Here is an 18,298-nt window from a genome sequence, read left to right as displayed (position 1 = left end):
CGGCGCAGGCAACCGCTTCAGGAATTACGTGTATGAATGTCACCTTGAAACGCTGGAGCCGCCGAATGGTGTGGGCTCTGCCGATGGTTGCGCTGCTGGCCGGTTGTGATGGCGGCAAAGACGCCGACAAAAAAGATCAAGCGGCCAAGCCCCATGCCGTCGCCACTTATGTCAGTGCACCGTGGGAAGCGCTGCCGGCGGTGTCCGACAGCGACCTGCTGGCCGGGTTTGAATCCTGGCGCAGTGCCTGCCAGCGCCTCAAGGCTGATCCGGTATGGGGCGCGACCTGTGCCGCCGCCGCCACCGTACCGGGCGATGCCGTGGCCGTGCGCGGTTTTCTCAAGGAGCGCCTGGATGTGTTCGGTCTGCGCTCGGCCGACAACACACCCAATGGCTTGATCACCGGCTACTACGAGCCGGTCTACCCTGGCAGCCTGACCGAAACCGCCACTGCCCATGTGCCGGTATACGGCGTGCCGGACGACCTGATCATCGTCAACCTGGAAAGCATCTACCCGGAACTCAAGGGCAAGCGCCTGCGCGGCCGCCTCGAGGGCCGCGTGCTCAAGCCGTATGACGATGCCAGCACCATCAACGGCCAGGGCTCCACCGCCAAACCGATTGCCTGGCTGACCAACCCGATGGACCTGCAGTTCCTGCAGATCCAGGGCTCTGGGCGTATTCAACTGGCCGGTGGGCGCCAACTGCGCGTTGGTTATGGTGACCAGAATGGCTACCCATACCGCCCGATCGGCCGCTGGCTGGTGGAGCAAGGCGAGCTGAAAAAGGAGGACGTGACCATGGGCGCCATCAGCGCCTGGGCCAAGGCCAACCCACAGCGTATTCCACAATTGTTGGCGAGCAACCCCAGCTACGTGTTTTTCAGCGCCCGCCCGGACAGCAACGAAGGTCCGCGTGGTTCACTGAATGTGCCGCTGACGGCGGGTTACAGCGTGGCAGTGGACCGCAAGGTGATTCCGCTGGGCAGCCTGTTGTGGCTGTCGACCACTAAGCCTGACGGGTCACCGATTGCCCGACCCGTGGCAGCCCAAGACACGGGCGGCGCGATCACCGGCGAAGTGCGCGCAGACTTGTTCTGGGGCACCGGTGAAGCGGCGGGTGAGCTGGCGGGGAATATGAAGCAGCAGGGGCAGATCTGGATGCTGTGGCCCAAGGGCGCGGCGTTGCCCCACGTGCCGGATGCGCCTGCTGGCTCCTGAATAACGCAGAAGATCAAATGTAGGAGCTGGCTTGTGTGGAGGCATATGTGGCGAGCGGGCTTGCCCCGCGTTGGGCTGCGCAGCGGCCCCAATAAGAGCAACGAGTTCTTTCAGAAAGAGCTCAGTGCCTGTTTTAGGGCTGCTTCGCAGCCCAACGCGGGGCAAGCCCGCTCGCCACAACAAGCCCGCTACCCTATTGAATGTGCGTAATACCTCTAGATCGACACAAAAAAGAAACTCGCAATCAACGCCATCCCTACCGCCCACACCAGCGAACGCAGCATCGCCCAGTCGGCCAGGTAGCAAATGATGTACAGCAGCCGACTGGTGATAAACAGCACCGCCAGCACATTGATGGTCACCAGCGACGCCGTACCGGCCAGGTGCGCGATGATCACCGCCGCGGCAAACGCAGGCGTCACTTCAAAGCTGTTGAGTTGGGCGTTGTGGGCGCGCTTGGCGAGGCCTTCGACGGTGTCCAGGAAGGCGCGCGGGTCGTGGTTATGCCGCGGGCCGAACTTGCCGCCGCTGAACTTGGCCACCCCCGTGCACAGGTAAGGCAGGAATATTGCGATCAACACACACCAGAAAGCGGCCGTCATGAAGGATTCCTTTTTTTGTTTTAAATAGAAATTAAAGTTTTAGCACTATCACTGCAAAATCGCACTCACCGGCTATGAACCGAAGCACGCCGAAAGGTTCTATCGCGCTTTTAGCCGGCGCCTTGAAACATCCCGCCGCTGTTGCGGTCCATCCCAGCAATAACGACCTTCCCTCACTTCCAAGGACCTCGGATGCTTGAACTTGTCGCCGCTTTTATTTGCCTCACCACGCTGCTCACCTATGTGAACTACCGATTTATCGGGCTGCCGCCCACCATCGGTGTGATGGTCACGGCCCTGCTGTTTTCCCTGATTCTGCAGGGCTTGAGCCTTATCGGCTACCCAGGATTGGAAGAGCGTATCCAGCAGTTGATCGGCCAGATCGACTTCGGCGACTTGCTGATGAACTGGATGCTGTCGTTCCTGCTGTTCGCCGGCGCCTTGCACGTCAACCTCAACGACCTGCGCAGCTATCGCTGGCCCATCGGCCTGCTGGCGACCTTCGGCGTATTGATCGCCACCGTGGTCATTGGCAGCCTGGCGTATTACATCTTTGCCCTGTTCGGCTGGCACGTCAGCTTCCTCTACTGCCTGCTGTTCGGCGCGCTGATCTCACCCACCGACCCGATTGCGGTGCTGGGCGTACTGCGAACCGCCAACGCATCGAAGCCGCTTAAAACCACCATCGTCGGCGAATCGCTATTCAACGACGGCACGGCGGTGGTGGTGTTTACCGTACTGCTGGGCATCGCACAGTTGGGCGAAACACCCACCGTCGGCGCCACGGCCATGCTGTTCGCCCATGAAGCGATTGGCGGCGTGGTGTTCGGTGGGCTGATCGGCTACCTGGTGTACCTGATGATCAAGAGCATCGAGCAGCACCAGATCGAAGTGATGCTGACCCTGGCGCTGGTGATCGGCGGCTCGGCAATGGCGACCGAACTGCACGTCTCGGCGCCGATTGCGATGGTGGTGGCCGGGCTGATCATCGGCAACCTGGGCCGCAAGCTGGCGATGAACGACATGACCCGACGCTACCTCGACGGTTTCTGGGAGTTGCTCGATGACATGCTCAACGCCCTGCTGTTTGCCCTGATCGGCATGGAGCTGCTGCTGTTGCCGTTCAACTGGTTGCACGTACTGGCCGCCAGCTTGCTGGCCGTGGCGATCCTGGCCTCACGCCTGCTCACCGTGGCCCCGGCGATCCTGTTGCTGCGCCGCTGGCGCACGGTGCCACGCGGCACTATCCGCATTCTCACCTGGGGTGGTTTGCGCGGTGGCGTCTCGGTCGCACTGGCGCTGGCCCTGCCACTTGGCCCGGAACGCGACTTGCTGCTGAGCATCACCTACATCGTGGTGCTGTCGTCGATCCTGTTGCAGGGTTTGAGCATCGGCAAGCTGGTCAAGCATGTGACCAAGGGAGAGCCCCAGGCCACGCCTGAGGCTCACTGATCCTTTTTGATTTGCTGCGGATGTCTGGGGTCCGCAGCAGCCTTGCCCGGCAAGCTGCTCTCACTGCGAATCTGCGCATGGCTGATCAACGCAAAGATAAAACTGCCGCCGATGATATTGCCCGCCAGGGTCGGCCCGGCGAACACCAGCCAGAAATCCTTCCACGGCAGTTCGCCGGCAAACACCAGGTACGACACTTCCGCCGAACCGACGACGATGTGGGTGAAGTCCCCCAGCGCCATGAGGTAAGTGATCAGGATGATGATGAACATCTTCGCGCTTTCCATGGACGGGATCATCCACACCATGGTGGCGATCATCCAGCCGGAAATAATGCCCTTGGCGAACATCTGGCCGGGGTCGTTTTCCATGACCTTGCGGCCGATTTCGAGGAAGGCCATGTCGGTCTTGGTGTCGAAGATCGGCAGGTGCAGCATCACGTAGGCCACCAGCAAGGTGCCGCACAGGTTGCCCACCAGCACCACCGTCCACAACCGCAACAGGCGGCCGGCATTGGCCAGCGTCGGCTTGCTCATCACCGGCAGCACGGCGGTCAGGGTGTTTTCGGTGAACAGTTGCTGGCGCGCCAGGATCACCGCGAGAAAGCCCGCGCAATAACCAAAGCTGGCGATCACCTTGAAGCCTTCGCCATCCGGCAGGCGCGAGTTGAGCAGGCCCATGCCCATTAGCGACAGGCCCATGGTCAGGCCCGCCGCCAGCGCCGACCACCACAACGCAGCCACATTGCGCTCCAGTTCCTGGTCGCCCTGGGTGCGGATGATTTCGTGCAGAACCGCCGCGCGGGGCGGCTGGTTCTCGTCGACGTCCTGTTGCTCTTCCTGCGACAGGTTGGGGGTTTTGCCGTCTGCTTGCGTAGCCATGGTCGTACCTGAACAAGGGGATGCGGTTCAGGTACGACCTGTCTTCATTCGCGAGCGTTCAATGCCCGCTGACGCAGGCCGTGCAGTTACTCATCCTGAAACTGGTCTTTCACATATTTGATTTCAGTACGCCCGTGCGGTGCCGGCAAACCGTCTTCACCCAGGTTGACGAAGACCATTTTCTCCACAGTGAGGATGCTTTTGCGGGTGATCTTGTTGCGCACTTCACAGGTCAGGGTGATCGAGGTGCGGCCGAACTCGGTGGCGGTGATGCCCAGCTCGATGATGTCGCCCTGGCGCGAGGCGCTGACGAAGTTGATTTCGGAGATGTACTTGGTCACCACACGCTGGTTGCCCAGTTGAACAATCGCGTAAATGGCCGCTTCTTCGTCGATCCAGCGCAGCAGGCTGCCGCCGAACAGGGTGCCGTTGGGGTTGAGGTCTTCGGGTTTTACCCATTTGCGGGTGTGGAAGTTCATGGTCACTCCAAAGCGTCTTGCGAAATGATGGGCAACATCATGGCAGAGCCCGCGCCCAAGCTCTATGCGCCATTGCCTATCACGCCCATGCACGATCTGCATGTGGCCGACAGAAAGGCTTGGGAAGTGCCGCGCACACGGCTATAATCGCCACCGCTTCAAAACGGTCATCTTCGATTGATACCGTTCTCCCGCCACCTGTCCGAGGGGCGCTGCAGCAGGTTCAACCTGTCAGGCTCGGATGGGGCGTTGTCCGGCCTGGTTAGCCAGCTGGATACTAAACGCACAACGGCGCCCATTCGCACACTACGAATGGAGGCTCTTCATGAGCGCTGTAATCACGCCTGCAGGTTTTACCGACTACAAAGTCGCCGACATGTCCCTCGCTGCCTGGGGCCGTCGCGAAACCTTTATCGCCGAATCCGAAATGCCAGCCCTGATGGGCCTGCGCCGCAAGTACGCTGCTGAGCAGCCGCTCAAAGGCGCGAAGATCCTCGGCTGCATCCACATGACCATTCAGACTGCCGTACTGATCGAAACCCTGGTTGCCCTGGGTGCCGAAGTACGCTGGTCGTCCTGCAACATTTTCTCGACTCAAGACCAGGCCGCTGCTGCTATCGCGGCTGCCGGCATCGCGGTTTACGCCTGGAAAGGCGAAACCGAAGAAGAGTACGAGTGGTGCCTGGAGCAAACCATCCTCAAAGATGGCAAGCCATGGGACGCCAACATGATCCTCGACGACGGCGGCGACCTGACCGAGCTGCTGCACAAGAAATACCCGCAGATTCTGGACCGCGTTCACGGTGTGACCGAAGAAACCACCACCGGCGTGCACCGCCTGCTGGACATGCTGGCCAAGGGCGAGCTGAAAATCCCGGCCATCAACGTCAACGACTCGGTGACCAAGAGCAAGAACGACAACAAGTACGGCTGCCGTCACAGCCTCAACGATGCCATCAAGCGCGGCACCGACCACCTGCTGTCGGGCAAACAAGCCCTGGTGATCGGCTACGGCGACGTGGGCAAGGGTTCGTCCCAGTCCCTGCGCCAGGAAGGCATGATCGTTAAAGTCTCCGAAGTTGACCCGATCTGCGCCATGCAAGCCTGCATGGACGGCTTCGAAGTGGTTTCGCCGTTCATCAACGGCCAGAACGACGGCACCGAAGCGAGCATCGACAAAGCCCTGCTGGGCAAGATCGACCTGATCGTGACCACTACCGGCAACGTGAATGTTTGCGACGCAAACATGCTCAAAGCCCTGAAGAAGCGTGCCGTGGTCTGCAACATCGGTCACTTCGACAATGAAATCGACACCGCTTTCATGCGCAAGAACTGGGCATGGGAAGAAGTGAAGCCGCAGGTACACAAGGTTCACCGTACCGGCGCTGGCGATTTCGACCCGCAGAACGATGACTACCTGATCCTGCTGGCCGAAGGCCGTCTGGTTAACCTGGGCAACGCCACCGGCCACCCAAGCCGCATCATGGACGGCTCGTTCGCCAACCAGGTCCTGGCGCAGATCTTCCTGTTCGGTCAGAAGTACGCCGACCTGTCGCCGGCCCAGAAAGCCGAGCGCCTGACCGTGGAAGTACTGCCGAAGAAACTCGACGAAGAAGTGGCCCTGGAAATGGTCCGCGGCTTCGGCGGCGTGGTGACTCAACTGACCAAGACCCAGGCCGACTACATCGGCGTGACCGTTGAAGGTCCGTTCAAGCCGCACGCTTACCGTTACTGATCGGCCCAGTGCCAGCTGCCATAGGGGAGCTGGCTTTTGTGGGAGCTGGCTTGTCGGATCGCCGCACCGCTGCGATAGCATCCCCTCGGTATTGCTGAAAAACCGAGGTGCCTGCATCGCGGGCAAGCCCGCTCCCACACCGGTTTTATGAGTTTCCAAGGGTGTTAACCATGTCCCAAGACCGTCGCTACAGCTTCGAGTTTTTCCCGACCAAGACCGATGCTGGGCATGAAAAACTGATGGCGACTGCCAAGCAGTTGGCCAGCTTCAACCCCGACTTCTTCTCCTGCACCTACGGCGCCGGCGGCTCGACCCGTGACCGCACGATCAACACCGTGCTGCAGCTCGAAAGCGAAGTCAAAGTTCCCGCCGCTCCGCACTTGTCGTGCGTGGGCGACAGCAAGGCCGACCTGCGCAGCCTGCTGACCCAATACAAACAAGCCGGCATCAAGCGCATCGTCGCCCTGCGTGGCGACCTGCCATCCGGCATGGGCATGGCCAGCGGTGAGCTGCGCTACGCCAATGACCTGGTGAGCTTCATCCGTGAAGAAAGCGGCGATCACTTCCATATCGAAGTGGCGGCTTACCCGGAGATGCACCCACAGGCGCGTAATTTCGAAGACGATCTGCAGAACTTCGTGCGCAAGGCCAATGCCGGCGCCGACAGTGCGATCACTCAGTACTTCTTCAACGCCGACAGTTACTTCTACTTTGTCGAGCGTGTGCGGGCCATGGGTGTGAATATCCCTATCGTGCCGGGCATCATGCCGATCACCAACTACAGCAAGCTGGCGCGTTTCTCCGACGCCTGCGGTGCTGAAATCCCACGCTGGGTGCGCAAGCAACTGGAAGCTTATGGCGATGACGTCAAGAGCATCCAGGCGTTCGGCGAGCAGGTGATCACGCGGATGTGTGAACAATTGCTGCAAGGTGGCGCACCAGGGCTGCACTTCTACACCCTGAACCAGACTGAACCCAGCCTGGCCATCTGGAATAACCTCAAGCTGCCGCGCTAAGGCTTGCTGGGTAATGCCAAGGCCCTCGTTTATACGAGGGCCTTTTGCTTTTAATGCGCTACATCAACTTGCCCGCGAATGCGCGTGCCAGAGCTTCTCTTTAGCGCAGGAGCATCGTAACCTCAGGGTATGCCCGTCATTCTCAAGCTGTTGACCACTGTGCTTTTTGCTTGCCTGAGCTTCGCCGCTTACGGCGAGAAATTGCGCGTTGTCACCGAGCCTTGGGCACCTTATGTGTACGACGACAACGGCAGCATGCGCGGCCTGGATTACGAAACCACGATGATCGTGTTCCAACGCCTGGGGGTGGATGTAGAGTGGCAATTCCTGCCCTGGAAACGCTGCCTGGCCATGTTGGATCAAGGCCACGCCGATGGCGCGCTGGATATTTTCCACAGCCATGAGCGCGACGCCTTGCTGCTTTACCCCAGCGAACCGTTGTCGGCTGTCGAATTCGTGCTGTTCTATGCCAACGACCGCCCTCATCCGGCCCAGACCCTGGATGACCTGCGCGGGCTGACGGTCGGCACGTCGCCGGGCTATCTGTATGGCGAGGCTTTCAGCGAATCCACCCTGTTCGACCGCGAGCCGGCGCCCAGCCATGAGGCCAACTTCGGCAAACTGTCGCTGGGCCGCGTTGACCTGGTGATTACGGACCGTCGCGTCGGCCAGCATGTGATCAAGGCCATGGGCCTGGAAGGCAAGGTCAGCCAGGCGCCGCTGGTGGTCAGCCGCCAGCCGCAATTTTTGGCCGTACGCCGGGGCGCCGGCATGGACCTGCTGGTGCAACGCTTTGCCGCCGAGCTCAAGCGCTTCAAGCAAGAGCCCGCCTACGCGGCCTTAAGCGCCAAATATGGCGGAATCCAAGCAATAACGGCCTCCGAACACACCGTTGAGCAGCAGGAAAGCGGCGCGCCGTGATTGCTCTGTTATACTCCGGCCTTTCCGCCAGGCTCACGCCCGGCCGCTGAGGTCTTGAAAAAGGCACCTAACCCAGCTACTGCGCAGCTTTGCAGCCCGCGCGAGCCGGTGGAGTGCCCGCCAGACGCAGCAGGACCGGACGGGGTTGCGCTCCCCTAAGCGCCATTCACGCCCGGCAAGATTATCCCTTTGGGCCAAGCCCTAACTAAAACAGGATTACTCATGTCCTTTGCTTCCCTCGGTCTCTCCGAGGCTTTAGTCCGCGCCATCGAGGCAGCGGGCTATACCGAGCCTACTCCGGTGCAACAGCGGGCCATTCCCGCCGTGTTGCAAGGTCGCGACCTGATGGTTGCGGCGCAGACAGGTACTGGTAAAACCGGTGGTTTCGCCCTCCCGATTCTGGAGCGGTTGTTCCCCAACGGTCACCCGGACAAATCCCAGCGTCACGGCCCGCGCCAACCGCGCGTACTGGTCTTGACCCCAACCCGCGAACTCGCCGCCCAGGTGCACGACAGCTTCAAGCTGTATGCCCGCGACTTGAAGTTCGTCAGCGCCTGCATCTTCGGCGGCGTCGGCATGAACCCACAGGTTCAGGCCATGTCCCGTGGTGTTGACGTGCTGGTCGCCTGCCCGGGTCGTTTGCTCGACCTGTGCGGCCAAGGCAGCGTCGACTTGTCCCACGTGGAAATCCTCGTGCTGGACGAAGCCGACCGCATGCTCGACATGGGCTTTGTCCATGACGTGAAAAAAGTGCTCGCCCGCCTGCCGGCCAAACGTCAGAACCTGCTGTTCTCGGCAACGTTCTCCCAGGACATCACCGCCCTGGCCGGCAAGCTGCTGCACAACCCGGAACGCATCGAAGTCACGCCGCCGAACACCACGGTCGAGCGTATCGAGCAACGCGTGTTCCGCCTGGCCGCCAGCCACAAGCGCTCGCTGCTTGCGCACCTGATCACCCACGGCGCGTGGGAACAGGTGCTGGTGTTTACCCGCACCAAGCACGGCGCCAACCGCCTGGCCGAATACCTGGACAAGCACGGCCTCACCGCCGTCGCCATCCATGGTAACAAGAGCCAGAACGCGCGCACCAAAGCCCTGGCCGACTTCAAGGCCGGCACTGTGCGCATCCTGGTCGCCACCGATATCGCCGCACGCGGCCTGGATATCGACCAATTGCCACATGTGGTCAACTTCGAGCTGCCGAACGTCGATGAAGATTACGTGCACCGTATCGGCCGTACCGGCCGTGCCGGTCGTTCGGGCGAGGCCATTTCCCTGGTCGCTCCGGACGAAGAAAAACTGCTGAAAAGCATCGAGCGCATGACCAAGCAGAAAATCGCCGACGGCGACCTGATGGGCTTCGACTCCAGCGCCGTGGAGGCCGAAAAGCCTGAAGCGCGCGAGCGTCCGGACGTGCGTAACCCACGCAACCCACGCGGTCCGAAGGGCGATGGCCCGAACGGCGGCGGTGGTGGCGGTGGTCGTCGCGACAAGGGCAAAGACAAAGGCGGCAAGGAAAAAGCGCCCACCAACGGCCGTGGCGAACGCCCAGCCCGTGAGCAGAAGCCCCGTGAAGGCACCCCGGCCCGCGAACAGCGCCAGCCGAGCCAGCCGCCACGCGCCGCCGCCGACCGCGCCCCGGACGAGTTCCTCGACGACGACGTGGATAACTTCGGTAACCGCGTTGACTACGTGCCCCAGGCCAAGCCGGCCCAAGGCCGTGGCCGCCGCCCAGGTGCCCCGGCACAAGGTGCGGGCGCAGGTACGAGCGCTCCACGTGGCGGCCAGCCACAGGGCGGTCGTCAAAATGGCCCACGCAACAGCAGCGGCGGTACCACCGGTACACCACCTGCCAAGCGCAACGGCCCGCGTAATGGTGCGCCACGTGACGGCCAAGCCCGTCGCGAAGACTCGCGCAGCAACAACCGCCGCCCGGCCCGTGACGACCAGCCACGCTTGTCGGAACCCGCCGTGCAGAACCCGCGTGGTGGCCCGGCGCCGAAAATCATCCACAAGGAGTCGAAAGCGGATCGCTTCCCGACACCTGAGCAGCTGGATCAACTGCCAGGCCGTCCTCGTGGTGAAAAACCTGCGTTGCTGACCCGCAACCGCTGAGTTTTCGACGCTAACAAAAACGCCCCGATTAGTCGGGGCGTTTTTGCATCCAGGCAATAGCTTATTGATCAGCCACTTCACCGGCCTTATGAAAAAGTTTGGCGAAGATCATCCAGCGACCGTCAACTTTCATCAGGTTCAAATAATCAACCATCACGTTATTGAACAAGCGCAAACGCACTTTGACGATGGCCATTTCCGGCGACATCACGTCGATCATCAATACCTCGTCAAGCTGCGGAAAACCGCCTTCCTGCGGCGACTTTCGGCCTTGAACCATAGTCCGGTATTCATCGAACGGCCGCACGACCACGGTCGAGTTCTGTGCGCTGTATAACACGCAGCCACGATGAAAGACTTGATCAAACGTATTCAAGTCCTGAGTTTGCAGCACACTAAAGTAATCGTTCAGAAACGCTTGAATCTCATCAATCATGGCGCACAACTCCCGACAGTTTCAGCACGGTGTTATTTGAATAAATAACTTGTCGCCATTATCGGTAGCCCGCTCATTTCACGTATAGCGGCTATTATTAGGCTTTTCTGTGAAAGGAATTCACACATTGAAACTGCCACCACTCGCCGCGCTGCGGGCCTTCGAGGCCTTGGCCCGATTAGGCAAGGTGAACCTGGCCGCCCTCGAACTGCACGTGACCCACAGTGCCGTCAGCCATCAGATTCGCGCCCTTGAAGATTACCTGGGCCTCGCGTTGGTCATGCGCAACAAGCGCACGCTGATGCTGACGGATGAAGGCCGCGTGTATGCCTACCAGATCAGGCAGGGGCTGGGCGAGATCGCCGGGATCACCGAAAAACTGATGGCTAAAACCAGGCACCCACAACTGACCGCTTCGGTGCTGCCTTCCTACGCCATGCATTGGTTGTTGCCGCGCCTGCATGATTTCAGGGCGGCTCACCCCGAGCTGCACTTGCGGCTGGAGTCGAGCATGGAGTTCGCCAGCTTCGAGCAAGGCCCGCTTGATTGCGCGATTCGCTTCGGCCATGGCCAGTGGCCGGATGTGCATTGCGAAACGTTGATGGGCGACTCATTGCTGGTGGTCGCCGCCCGCGACTTCAACCACGGCGTGCTGCCGGACACGGCGCAAGCCGTCCTTGAGCAGCCATTGCTGCACGCCAGTGAGAGCTGGCCGATCTGGCTGGGCGCAGCAGGTATCGAAGGGCAACGTCCGCAAGCGCCACTGGAGTTCACCGATTCCACATTGATGCTCGAAGCCGTACGGCTGGGGCACGGCGTCGCATTGACCCGCCGCTCCATTGCCCATGCGCTGATTCAACGCGGGGAACTGGTCCGGCTCACCGACATTGAGCCGGCGCACACTTCACGCTACTACCTGGTCTGGCCCGCCGGCAGCAAGCCTTCGGCGCAACTGACGTTGTTGCATAACTGGCTCAAGGACCAAGTGAAGACGTATCAAGAAAGCCTTTGAACAGCGCACAGCAAAACGCCGACCCTGAGGTCGGCGCTTGGCGTTTGAAGCAGCGAAATAATTACTTCGCTTTCACACCTTCAAAAGTCACGTACAGCTCAACAGTGTTGGACGCTGGGCCCAGGTCCATCTGCTTGCCGAAGTCCTGACGGTTGAAGCTGGTGGTGCCTTCAAAGCCGGCACGGTAGCCGCCCCATGGATCCTTGCCTTCGCCCAGGAACGTGGCCTTGACCACGATCGGCTTGGTCACGCCGTGGAAGGTCAGGTCGCCGGTCACGTCGGCAGTGACTTGGCCTGCAGCATTTTTACCGGTGGTTTTGACACTGGTGGAGACGAACTTGGCATCGGCAAACTTGCCAACGTCCAGGAAGTCTTTGCTGGCGATGTGCTTGTCACGTTCGGCGTGGTTGGTGAATACGCTGGCGGTACGGACGTTGAACTCGATTTTGCTGTCTTCAGGCTTGGCTGCGTCAAAGCTGAACTTGCCGTCCAGGTCCTTGAACGTACCGGTGATGAAGCTGTAGCCCAAGTGGCTGATCTTGAAGTCAACGAAGGCGTGCTGGCCTTCCTTGTCGACAACATAGTCAGCGGCCATCGCCGAACCTGCGGACAGCAGAGCGGAACCGATTGCCAGAGCGGCGAGAGTCTTTTTCAACATGCTTTCTATTCCTTGTGAGTCGAGGTTGAACATCAGGCTTTGCGTCCCAGCATTCGCGTCAGGGTCGCATCACGATCGATAAAGTGGTGTTTAAACGCAGCCACGCCATGCAAACCGGCGAAGACCACCAATACCCAGGCCAGGTACAGATGCACCAAGCCGGCGTTATCTGCCTGGTCCGGTAGCCCGGAAACCACGGCAGGAATCTCAAACAGACCAAACACCGGGATACCGACACCGTCTGCGGTGGAAATCAGGTAACCGGCGATCATCACGGCAAACAGCCCCAGATACAGGAACGCGTGGCCGAACGCAGCGCCCATACGCGTCATTCGGCTGTAGCTGGCCAACGGTGGTGGCGGCGGGCTGACAAGGCGCCAGACGATACGCACCAGCATGATGGCGAACAGCGTAATGCCAATGCTCTTGTGCAGGTCGGGCGCGTCTTTGCGCCAGGCACTGTAGTAGTCGAGGCCGACCATCCACAGGCCCAGCGCGAACAAACCGAACACCACCAGGGCTACGCCCCAGTGCAAAACCATGCTGACCCAACCATAACGGGCCGATGAATTACGTAGCTGCATGTCCCAAATCCCGTAAGAACTGTGCCCAAGACTAGCGATTTACCTATCGAATTAAAGCGGAAAATTTCGCTTTGAAATATCGAGAAATACGATCAAGAGAGTATGCACAGTACGTTAACAATGGATTAAGGACTATTCCCAAGAAACGTGACAGATCGTCCTGCCTTTACTGCCAATTCATCCGTAATGGGTTGTGACGCCGCCTGGCATTGCATAGGCTTGCGCGATTGTTTCGCCTGCGCCGGGCGCAGGGCCGCTTCGAGGAGATAACCGATGGGCTTGAATAACCAGTGGATGCAACGCGACCTCGCGGTGCTGTGGCATCCCTGCACCCAGATGAAAGACCACCAGCAACTGCCGCTGATCCCGATCAAGCGCGGTGAAGGCGTATGGCTGGAAGACTTCGAAGGCAAGCGCTACCTCGATGCCGTCAGTTCCTGGTGGGTCAATGTGTTCGGCCACGCCAACCCGCGCATCAACCAGCGCATCAAGGACCAGGTGGATCAGCTGGAGCACGTGATCCTCGCTGGTTTCAGCCACCAGCCGGTGATCGAGTTGTCGGAGCGCCTGGTGGCGATGACGCCCGAGGGCCTGACGCGCTGCTTCTACGCCGACAACGGCTCGTCGTGCATCGAAGTCGCGCTGAAGATGAGCTTTCACTACTGGCTCAACCGTGGCCTGCCGAACAAGAAGCGCTTCGTCACCCTGACCAACAGCTACCACGGCGAAACCATTGCCGCGATGTCGGTGGGCGATGTGCCGTTGTTTACCGAGACTTATAAAGCCCTGTTGCTGGACACCATCAAGGTGCCGAGCCCGGATTGCTACCTGCGCCCCGAGGGCATGAGCTGGGAAGAGCACTCGCGCAACATGTTCCTGGCCATGGAACACACCTTGGCCGAAAACCACGACAGCGTTGCCGCCGTGATCGTCGAGCCGCTGATCCAGGGCGCCGGCGGCATGCGCATGTACCACCCGGTGTACCTCAAGCTGCTGCGCGAAGCCTGCGACAAATATGGCGTGCACCTGATCCACGACGAAATCGCCGTGGGCTTCGGCCGCACCGGCAGCATGTTCGCCTGTGAGCAAGCCGGTATCCGCCCGGACTTTTTGTGCCTGTCCAAAGCCCTCACCGGCGGTTACTTGCCATTGGCGGCGGTCGTCACCACCGACGATGTGTACGACGCCTTCTACGACGACTACCCGACGCTGCGCGCCTTCCTGCATTCCCACAGCTACACCGGCAACCCGCTGGCGTGCGCGGCAGCCTTGGCGACTCTGGATATCTTCGAAGAAGACAACGTCATCGAAAACAACAAGGCCCTGGCCCAGCGCATGGCCACCGCCACCGCGCACCTGGTGGACCACCCGCACGTGTCGGAAGTACGCCAGACCGGCATGGTGCTGGCCATCGAGATGGTTCAGGACAAAGCCACCAAAACCGCCTACCCGTGGCAGGAACGCCGTGGCTTGAAGGTGTTCGAGCATGCGCTGGAACGCGGTGCATTGTTACGGCCGTTGGGCAGCGTGGTGTATTTCCTGCCGCCGTATGTGATTACGCCGGAGCAGATCGACTTTTTGGCTGAAGTGGCCAGTGAAGGCATCGATATCGCCACCAACAGCAACGTGAGTGTTGCCGTGCCGAAGGACTTCCACCCAGGCTTTCGTGATCCGGGTTAATTGAGTTCACTCCCACAGGTTTCGCATGATCGTTCCCACGCTCCGCGTGGGAATGCAGCCCTGGACGCTCCGCGTCCGCTCTGCACACCACTTCCAGAGAACAGAAATGAGACTGTCCCGCTTTTTCACCGACACCCCGCTCAGCATCGGCGAGCATGAATTGCCCGAAGCCCAGGCGCACTACATCAGCCGCGTATTGCGCATGGGCGAAGGCGATGCCGTGCAGCTGTTCGACGGCTCCGGCCAGGAGTTTCTCGGCACCTTGCTGGAGGTCGGTAAAAAACGCGTCACCGTGCAACTCACGGAACGCTTTGCGGGCCAGGCCGAATCACCGCTGCACATCCACCTCGGCCAAGGCCTGTCGCGGGGCGAGCGCATGGATTGGGCAATTCAGAAAGCCACCGAATTGGGTGTGAATGCAATCACGCCGATCTTCAGCGACCGCTGCGAAGTACGCCTGAAGGATGAACGCGCCGACAAACGCTTGTTGCACTGGCGCCAGGTGGCGATCAGCGCCTGCGAGCAATGCGGGCGTTCCACAGTGCCGGTGATTCACCCGCCGCTGTTACTGGCCGACTGGTTGAAGCAAGCCGAGGCGGATTTGAAGCTGGTGCTGCACCCGGTGGCCGAGCCGATGATCAGCCACGCCAAGCCATCGAGCCTGGCGTTCCTGATCGGACCGGAAGGCGGGTTGACCGACGCAGAAGTCGCAACCGCCCAAACTGCCGGCTTCCACGCCGCCCGCCTCGGCCCGCGGGTGCTGCGCACCGAAACCGCGCCAGTCGTGGCGCTGGCTGTGGCCCAACAACTCTGGGGCGACTTCTAACCTCGCCCGATCGTTCCCACGCTCTGCGTGGGAAAGCCTCCTGTGACGCTCTGCGTCACGACCTCAAATTGGGACGCAGAGCGTCCAAGGCTGCATTCCCACGCGGAGCGTGGGAACGATCATTGCGTCTATCACTCCACCGGATCACTCACCGGCTTGGCAATAATCGCCTTCAACTCGCTGGTCATTGGAAACTCCAGGTTCAGGCCCTTGGGCGGAATCGGTTGTTCAAACCAGCGCCGATAAATCCCGTTGATCTCGCCGGAGCGGTACAGATCGGCGAGCGTTTCGTTGACCACGGCGAGAAACTGCGGGTCGTCCTTGCGCACCATGCAGCTGTAGATCTCCCGCGACTGTTCCTTGCCCACCACCACCCAATGGTGCGGGTCACGGGCCTTGGCACGCTCGCCGTAGAGCAGCGCATCATCCATGTAGAACGCCACGGCGCGGCCGGTCTCGAGCATTTTGAACGCTTCGCCATGGTCCTTGGCGCTGATCACAAACATATTGGCCTTGTGGTCAGCGTTGTAGCTCTTGAGAAAGCGTTCATTGGTGGTGCCGGCCGTGGTCACCACGTTCTTGCCCGCGAGGTCTTCAAAGCCCTGGATGCCGCTGTCCTTGGCGGTCAGCAGTTGGCCCTTCACATAGATAAACCCGTAGGAAAACGCTACCTGCTTCTGCCGCTCGGCGGTCACACCGGTGGAACCGCATTCCAGGTCGACGGTGCCGTTTTGCACCAGCGGAATACGGGTTTGAGAGGTCACCAGGTTGTACTTCACATTCAGCTTGGCCACCCCGACTTTCTGCTGGATGCGCTCAACGATCTTGTTCGCCAACTCCACCGAATAGCCCATGGGCGTACCGCTGCTATCGCCCACATAGGAAAACGGCACCGAGGCATCGCGATACCCCAAGGTGATCGACTTGGCATTCGCGATCTTGCTCAAGGTGCCGTCCAGCGGGGCTTGGTTGGCCTGAACCTGTGCGCCAAACAACAGCCCCAGGGTGCAGCCGGTCAACAGGATTTTTTTCATTGTTATTCTCCGTTGGTCTTTTGGTTATTTACGTACAGCAATCACGCTGATTTCCACCAGCACCGTCGGGCGCGCCAGTTCGGCCTGCAAGGTGGTGCGTGTCGGCGCCATGCCCGGCGACAACCACGCGGACCACACTTCATTCATGGGTGCAAACCCGCTGCCGATGTCTTTGAGGTAAATCGTGGCGTTGAGCACGTGATCCTTGTCGCTGCCGGCTTGAGCCAGCAGTGCGTCGATCCTGGCCAGTACTTCGCGGGTTTGCGTGGCCACATCCTGGCCGTCGCCCGGCACCTGGCCCGAGAGGAACACCAAGTCCTTGAAGGTGACGGCGCCAGAGAGGCGTTCGTTGCTGCTGATTCGAGTGATGGTCATGGCTGTATCCTTAAGCGGCGCGGGGCGTGAGGCCCTGCATATCGATGGAAGGCGCGTGTTCACTGATCAGTTCGGCCAGCAATTGGCCGCTGCCGCAGGCCAGGGTAAAACCCAGGGCTCCGTGGCCCAGGTTCAACCACAGGTTGCGATAGGCACTGGCGCCGATCAGCGGCACGCCGGTAGGCGTTGCCGGGCGCATGCCGGCCCACTCGACCGCGTGGGTGTAATCGCCGGCCGTTGGGAATGTCTCCATGGCCTGGCGTTTCATCAGCGCCAGGCGCTTGGGCTCAAGGCCTGCATCAAAGCCGACGATATCCACCATGGCCGCGACCCGCAGTTGCTCGCCGATGCGCGCATACACGATCTTGCGGTCATAGTCGGTGACACTCACGTTCGGCGCCTGGTGATGCGCGCCAATCGGCACGTTCAGGCTATAGCCCTTGAGCGGATACAGTGGCAATGACACCCCAGGCAAACCCAATTGCGCGCTGCGATGCCCGGCCGCCAGCACCAGTTGATCCACCGCCATCACCTCGTCACCCAACTCGATGGCCTGCACCGCGCCGTCGGCGTGGCGTATGCGAGTGACCTTGCGGCCCAGCAAAAACCTGCAGCGCCCCGAGGCTTGGAGCCGGGCCGCCAGCCGTTGGCAGAAGGCGTGACAGTCAGCCACCTCCTCGTTCGGCGTGTAGATGCCACCGAGGAAATCAGCGCCCATTAACGCTGGCTCCACCTGCGCACAATCGGCCGCAGACATCACCTGCTGCTGCACGCTATTGATGACCTTGCTGCGCGCATGCTCAAAGGACGCGGCGTTACGAAACGTCACCAGTTTGCCGTTGCGGCGCCAATCGAAGCCCTCCAGGCGATCGCCTTCGCGCCATTGTTCCAGCGTGGCCTGGCTCAAGGAGGCCAGGCGCAGCAGGTGCGCAGCATTGCGTTTGTTCACCGAGCCACGGCAGGCGCCGATAAAGGCCGCCATCCAGCGCCATTGCTGCGGGTCGAGTTGAGGGCGAAACTTTAACGGCGAATCACCGCGCAGCAACCAGCCGATGGCTTGCAGCGGCACACCTTTGTCGGCCAACGGCGCGACATAACGGTAGGACAGTTGCCCGCCGTTGGCGAAACTGGTCTCGCTGCCCAGGCTGTCCCGCGCTTCGATCACTGTCACTTCATGGCCTGCACGCACCAGGGCGTAGGCACTCGCCAAGCCGATAACGCCACCACCGATGATGCAAACCCGCTTGGCCATTGCTGCCACCCGCTGTTGAA

The 18,298-nt window shown here is 60.6% G+C and carries 18 protein-coding genes and 1 riboswitch; of the genes, 9 read left to right on the top strand and 9 right to left on the bottom strand.

Annotated elements, in window-relative coordinates; genetic code table 11:
• Positions 1 to 32 precede the first annotated feature (32 nt).
• Positions 33 to 1,220 (top strand): murein transglycosylase A, encoded by a 1,188-nt coding sequence (gene mltA, locus ASE80_RS03855; RefSeq protein ID WP_056857734.1) that lies wholly within the window; start codon positions 33 to 35, stop codon positions 1,218 to 1,220.
• Positions 1,221 to 1,435: 215 nt separating this feature from the next.
• On the opposite strand, the gene ASE80_RS03850 is transcribed toward mltA, so the two are convergent.
• Positions 1,436 to 1,822, bottom strand: a complete 387-nt coding sequence (locus ASE80_RS03850; protein WP_056857733.1) for an MAPEG family protein — start codon at positions 1,820 to 1,822, stop codon at positions 1,436 to 1,438.
• A 192-nt stretch (positions 1,823 to 2,014) separates the two neighbouring features.
• Between ASE80_RS03850 and ASE80_RS03845 the strand changes: the two genes are divergently transcribed.
• The gene (locus ASE80_RS03845) at positions 2,015 to 3,274 is read left to right on the top strand and encodes a cation:proton antiporter (RefSeq protein ID WP_056857732.1); all 1,260 of its coding nucleotides are present in this window, start codon (positions 2,015 to 2,017) and stop codon (positions 3,272 to 3,274) included.
• Here ASE80_RS03845 and ASE80_RS03840 read toward each other — a convergent pair.
• Together ASE80_RS03840 and ASE80_RS03835 are read right to left on the bottom strand one after the other, a co-directional pair.
• Positions 3,268 to 4,155 (bottom strand): formate/nitrite transporter family protein, encoded by an 888-nt coding sequence (locus ASE80_RS03840; protein ID WP_056857731.1) that lies wholly within the window; start codon positions 4,153 to 4,155, stop codon positions 3,268 to 3,270. The two genes, ASE80_RS03845 and ASE80_RS03840, sit on opposite strands and share 7 nt — an antisense overlap.
• An 86-nt stretch (positions 4,156 to 4,241) precedes the next feature.
• Positions 4,242 to 4,634, bottom strand: a complete 393-nt coding sequence (locus tag ASE80_RS03835; RefSeq protein WP_016977737.1) for an acyl-CoA thioesterase — start codon at positions 4,632 to 4,634, stop codon at positions 4,242 to 4,244.
• A 198-nt stretch (positions 4,635 to 4,832) separates the two neighbouring features.
• Positions 4,833 to 4,938: riboswitch (S-adenosyl-L-homocysteine riboswitch) on the top strand.
• 21 nt (positions 4,939 to 4,959) lie between these two features.
• Here ASE80_RS03835 and ahcY point away from each other — a divergent pair.
• The 4 genes from ahcY to ASE80_RS03815 all read left to right on the top strand — a co-directional run bounded on the left by ahcY (position 4,960) and on the right by ASE80_RS03815 (position 10,421).
• On the top strand, positions 4,960 to 6,369 hold the full coding sequence (gene ahcY / locus ASE80_RS03830) for an adenosylhomocysteinase (protein ID WP_056857730.1): 1,410 nt from the start codon (positions 4,960 to 4,962) through the stop codon (positions 6,367 to 6,369).
• Between the two features lie 170 nt (positions 6,370 to 6,539).
• A complete protein-coding gene (metF, locus tag ASE80_RS03825) occupies positions 6,540 to 7,385 on the top strand; it encodes a methylenetetrahydrofolate reductase [NAD(P)H] (protein ID WP_056857729.1) in 846 nt (281 codons plus the stop codon).
• 129 nt (positions 7,386 to 7,514) lie between these two features.
• The gene (locus ASE80_RS03820) at positions 7,515 to 8,306 is read left to right on the top strand and encodes a substrate-binding periplasmic protein (RefSeq protein WP_056857728.1); all 792 of its coding nucleotides are present in this window, start codon (positions 7,515 to 7,517) and stop codon (positions 8,304 to 8,306) included.
• A 222-nt stretch (positions 8,307 to 8,528) separates the two neighbouring features.
• Entirely contained in the window at positions 8,529 to 10,421 is a 1,893-nt protein-coding gene (locus tag ASE80_RS03815) for a DEAD/DEAH box helicase (RefSeq protein WP_056857727.1), read from the top strand.
• Positions 10,422 to 10,482: 61 nt separating this feature from the next.
• On the opposite strand, the gene ASE80_RS03810 is transcribed toward ASE80_RS03815, so the two are convergent.
• A complete protein-coding gene (locus tag ASE80_RS03810) occupies positions 10,483 to 10,857 on the bottom strand; it encodes a nuclear transport factor 2 family protein (protein WP_056857726.1) in 375 nt (124 codons plus the stop codon).
• Between the two features lie 127 nt (positions 10,858 to 10,984).
• On the opposite strand from ASE80_RS03810, the gene ASE80_RS03805 reads away from it, so the two are divergent.
• Positions 10,985 to 11,869 carry a LysR substrate-binding domain-containing protein gene (locus ASE80_RS03805; RefSeq protein ID WP_056857725.1) on the top strand — a complete coding sequence of 295 codons (885 nt, stop codon included), beginning with the start codon at positions 10,985 to 10,987 and terminating at the stop codon, positions 11,867 to 11,869.
• A 61-nt stretch (positions 11,870 to 11,930) separates the two neighbouring features.
• Here the strand turns inward: ASE80_RS03805 and ASE80_RS03800 are convergent, their stop codons facing one another.
• Together ASE80_RS03800 and ASE80_RS03795 are read right to left on the bottom strand one after the other, a co-directional pair.
• Positions 11,931 to 12,527 carry a YceI family protein gene (locus ASE80_RS03800; RefSeq protein ID WP_026013867.1) on the bottom strand — a complete coding sequence of 199 codons (597 nt, stop codon included), beginning with the start codon at positions 12,525 to 12,527 and terminating at the stop codon, positions 11,931 to 11,933.
• A 32-nt stretch (positions 12,528 to 12,559) separates the two neighbouring features.
• Positions 12,560 to 13,111 (bottom strand): cytochrome b, encoded by a 552-nt coding sequence (locus tag ASE80_RS03795; protein ID WP_056857724.1) that lies wholly within the window; start codon positions 13,109 to 13,111, stop codon positions 12,560 to 12,562.
• Between the two features lie 273 nt (positions 13,112 to 13,384).
• Here ASE80_RS03795 and ASE80_RS03790 point away from each other — a divergent pair, with 273 nt between their 5' ends.
• Both ASE80_RS03790 and ASE80_RS03785 read left to right on the top strand, forming a co-directional pair.
• Complete coding sequence (locus ASE80_RS03790) at positions 13,385 to 14,791, top strand: adenosylmethionine--8-amino-7-oxononanoate transaminase (RefSeq protein WP_056857723.1); 1,407 nt, start codon at positions 13,385 to 13,387, stop codon at positions 14,789 to 14,791.
• Positions 14,792 to 14,897: 106 nt separating this feature from the next.
• The gene (locus ASE80_RS03785; protein ID WP_056857722.1) at positions 14,898 to 15,617 is read left to right on the top strand and encodes a 16S rRNA (uracil(1498)-N(3))-methyltransferase; all 720 of its coding nucleotides are present in this window, start codon (positions 14,898 to 14,900) and stop codon (positions 15,615 to 15,617) included.
• 131 nt (positions 15,618 to 15,748) lie between these two features.
• On the opposite strand, the gene ASE80_RS03780 is transcribed toward ASE80_RS03785, so the two are convergent.
• Genes ASE80_RS03780 through ASE80_RS03770 form a run of 3 tightly spaced genes read right to left on the bottom strand, consistent with a single transcriptional unit; the run spans position 15,749 to position 18,278 of the window.
• A complete protein-coding gene (locus ASE80_RS03780; protein WP_056857721.1) occupies positions 15,749 to 16,651 on the bottom strand; it encodes a transporter substrate-binding domain-containing protein in 903 nt (300 codons plus the stop codon).
• 24 nt (positions 16,652 to 16,675) lie between these two features.
• Positions 16,676 to 17,026, bottom strand: coding sequence for a RidA family protein (locus ASE80_RS03775; protein ID WP_017139422.1), 351 nt, complete (start codon positions 17,024 to 17,026; stop codon positions 16,676 to 16,678).
• Positions 17,027 to 17,036: 10 nt separating this feature from the next.
• Positions 17,037 to 18,278 (bottom strand): D-amino acid dehydrogenase, encoded by a 1,242-nt coding sequence (locus tag ASE80_RS03770; protein WP_056857720.1) that lies wholly within the window; start codon positions 18,276 to 18,278, stop codon positions 17,037 to 17,039.
• Between the last annotated feature and the right edge of the window lie 20 nt (positions 18,279 to 18,298).

It is taken from the genome of Pseudomonas sp. Leaf15, from assembly GCF_001421425.1.
Classification (GTDB): Bacteria; Pseudomonadota; Gammaproteobacteria; order Pseudomonadales; family Pseudomonadaceae; genus Aquipseudomonas; species Aquipseudomonas salomonii.
Note: the sequence above shows the minus strand (reverse complement) of the source record. Positions and strands in the feature narration are given on the sequence as shown.

Excerpts from the sequence above, each read along its gene's own strand:
- ASE80_RS03785 (WP_056857722.1), top strand. The coding sequence starts at position 14,898 with ATGAGACTGTCCCGCTTTTTCACCGACACCCCGCTCAGCATCGGCGAG.
- ASE80_RS03810 (WP_056857726.1), bottom strand. The coding sequence starts at position 10,857 with ATGATTGATGAGATTCAAGCGTTTCTGAACGATTACTTTAGTGTGCTG.
- ahcY (WP_056857730.1), top strand. The coding sequence starts at position 4,960 with ATGAGCGCTGTAATCACGCCTGCAGGTTTTACCGACTACAAAGTCGCC.
- ASE80_RS03780 (WP_056857721.1), bottom strand. The coding sequence starts at position 16,651 with ATGAAAAAAATCCTGTTGACCGGCTGCACCCTGGGGCTGTTGTTTGGC.
- ASE80_RS03795 (WP_056857724.1), bottom strand. The coding sequence starts at position 13,111 with ATGCAGCTACGTAATTCATCGGCCCGTTATGGTTGGGTCAGCATGGTT.
- ASE80_RS03820 (WP_056857728.1), top strand. The coding sequence starts at position 7,515 with ATGCCCGTCATTCTCAAGCTGTTGACCACTGTGCTTTTTGCTTGCCTG.
- metF (WP_056857729.1), top strand. The coding sequence starts at position 6,540 with ATGTCCCAAGACCGTCGCTACAGCTTCGAGTTTTTCCCGACCAAGACC.
- ASE80_RS03790 (WP_056857723.1), top strand. The coding sequence starts at position 13,385 with ATGGGCTTGAATAACCAGTGGATGCAACGCGACCTCGCGGTGCTGTGG.
- ASE80_RS03840 (WP_056857731.1), bottom strand. The coding sequence starts at position 4,155 with ATGGCTACGCAAGCAGACGGCAAAACCCCCAACCTGTCGCAGGAAGAG.
- mltA (WP_056857734.1), top strand. The coding sequence starts at position 33 with ATGAATGTCACCTTGAAACGCTGGAGCCGCCGAATGGTGTGGGCTCTG.
- ASE80_RS03850 (WP_056857733.1), bottom strand. The coding sequence starts at position 1,822 with ATGACGGCCGCTTTCTGGTGTGTGTTGATCGCAATATTCCTGCCTTAC.
- ASE80_RS03770 (WP_056857720.1), bottom strand. The coding sequence starts at position 18,278 with ATGGCCAAGCGGGTTTGCATCATCGGTGGTGGCGTTATCGGCTTGGCG.
- ASE80_RS03845 (WP_056857732.1), top strand. The coding sequence starts at position 2,015 with ATGCTTGAACTTGTCGCCGCTTTTATTTGCCTCACCACGCTGCTCACC.
- ASE80_RS03800 (WP_026013867.1), bottom strand. The coding sequence starts at position 12,527 with ATGTTGAAAAAGACTCTCGCCGCTCTGGCAATCGGTTCCGCTCTGCTG.
- ASE80_RS03815 (WP_056857727.1), top strand. The coding sequence starts at position 8,529 with ATGTCCTTTGCTTCCCTCGGTCTCTCCGAGGCTTTAGTCCGCGCCATC.
- ASE80_RS03835 (WP_016977737.1), bottom strand. The coding sequence starts at position 4,634 with ATGAACTTCCACACCCGCAAATGGGTAAAACCCGAAGACCTCAACCCC.
- ASE80_RS03775 (WP_017139422.1), bottom strand. The coding sequence starts at position 17,026 with ATGACCATCACTCGAATCAGCAGCAACGAACGCCTCTCTGGCGCCGTC.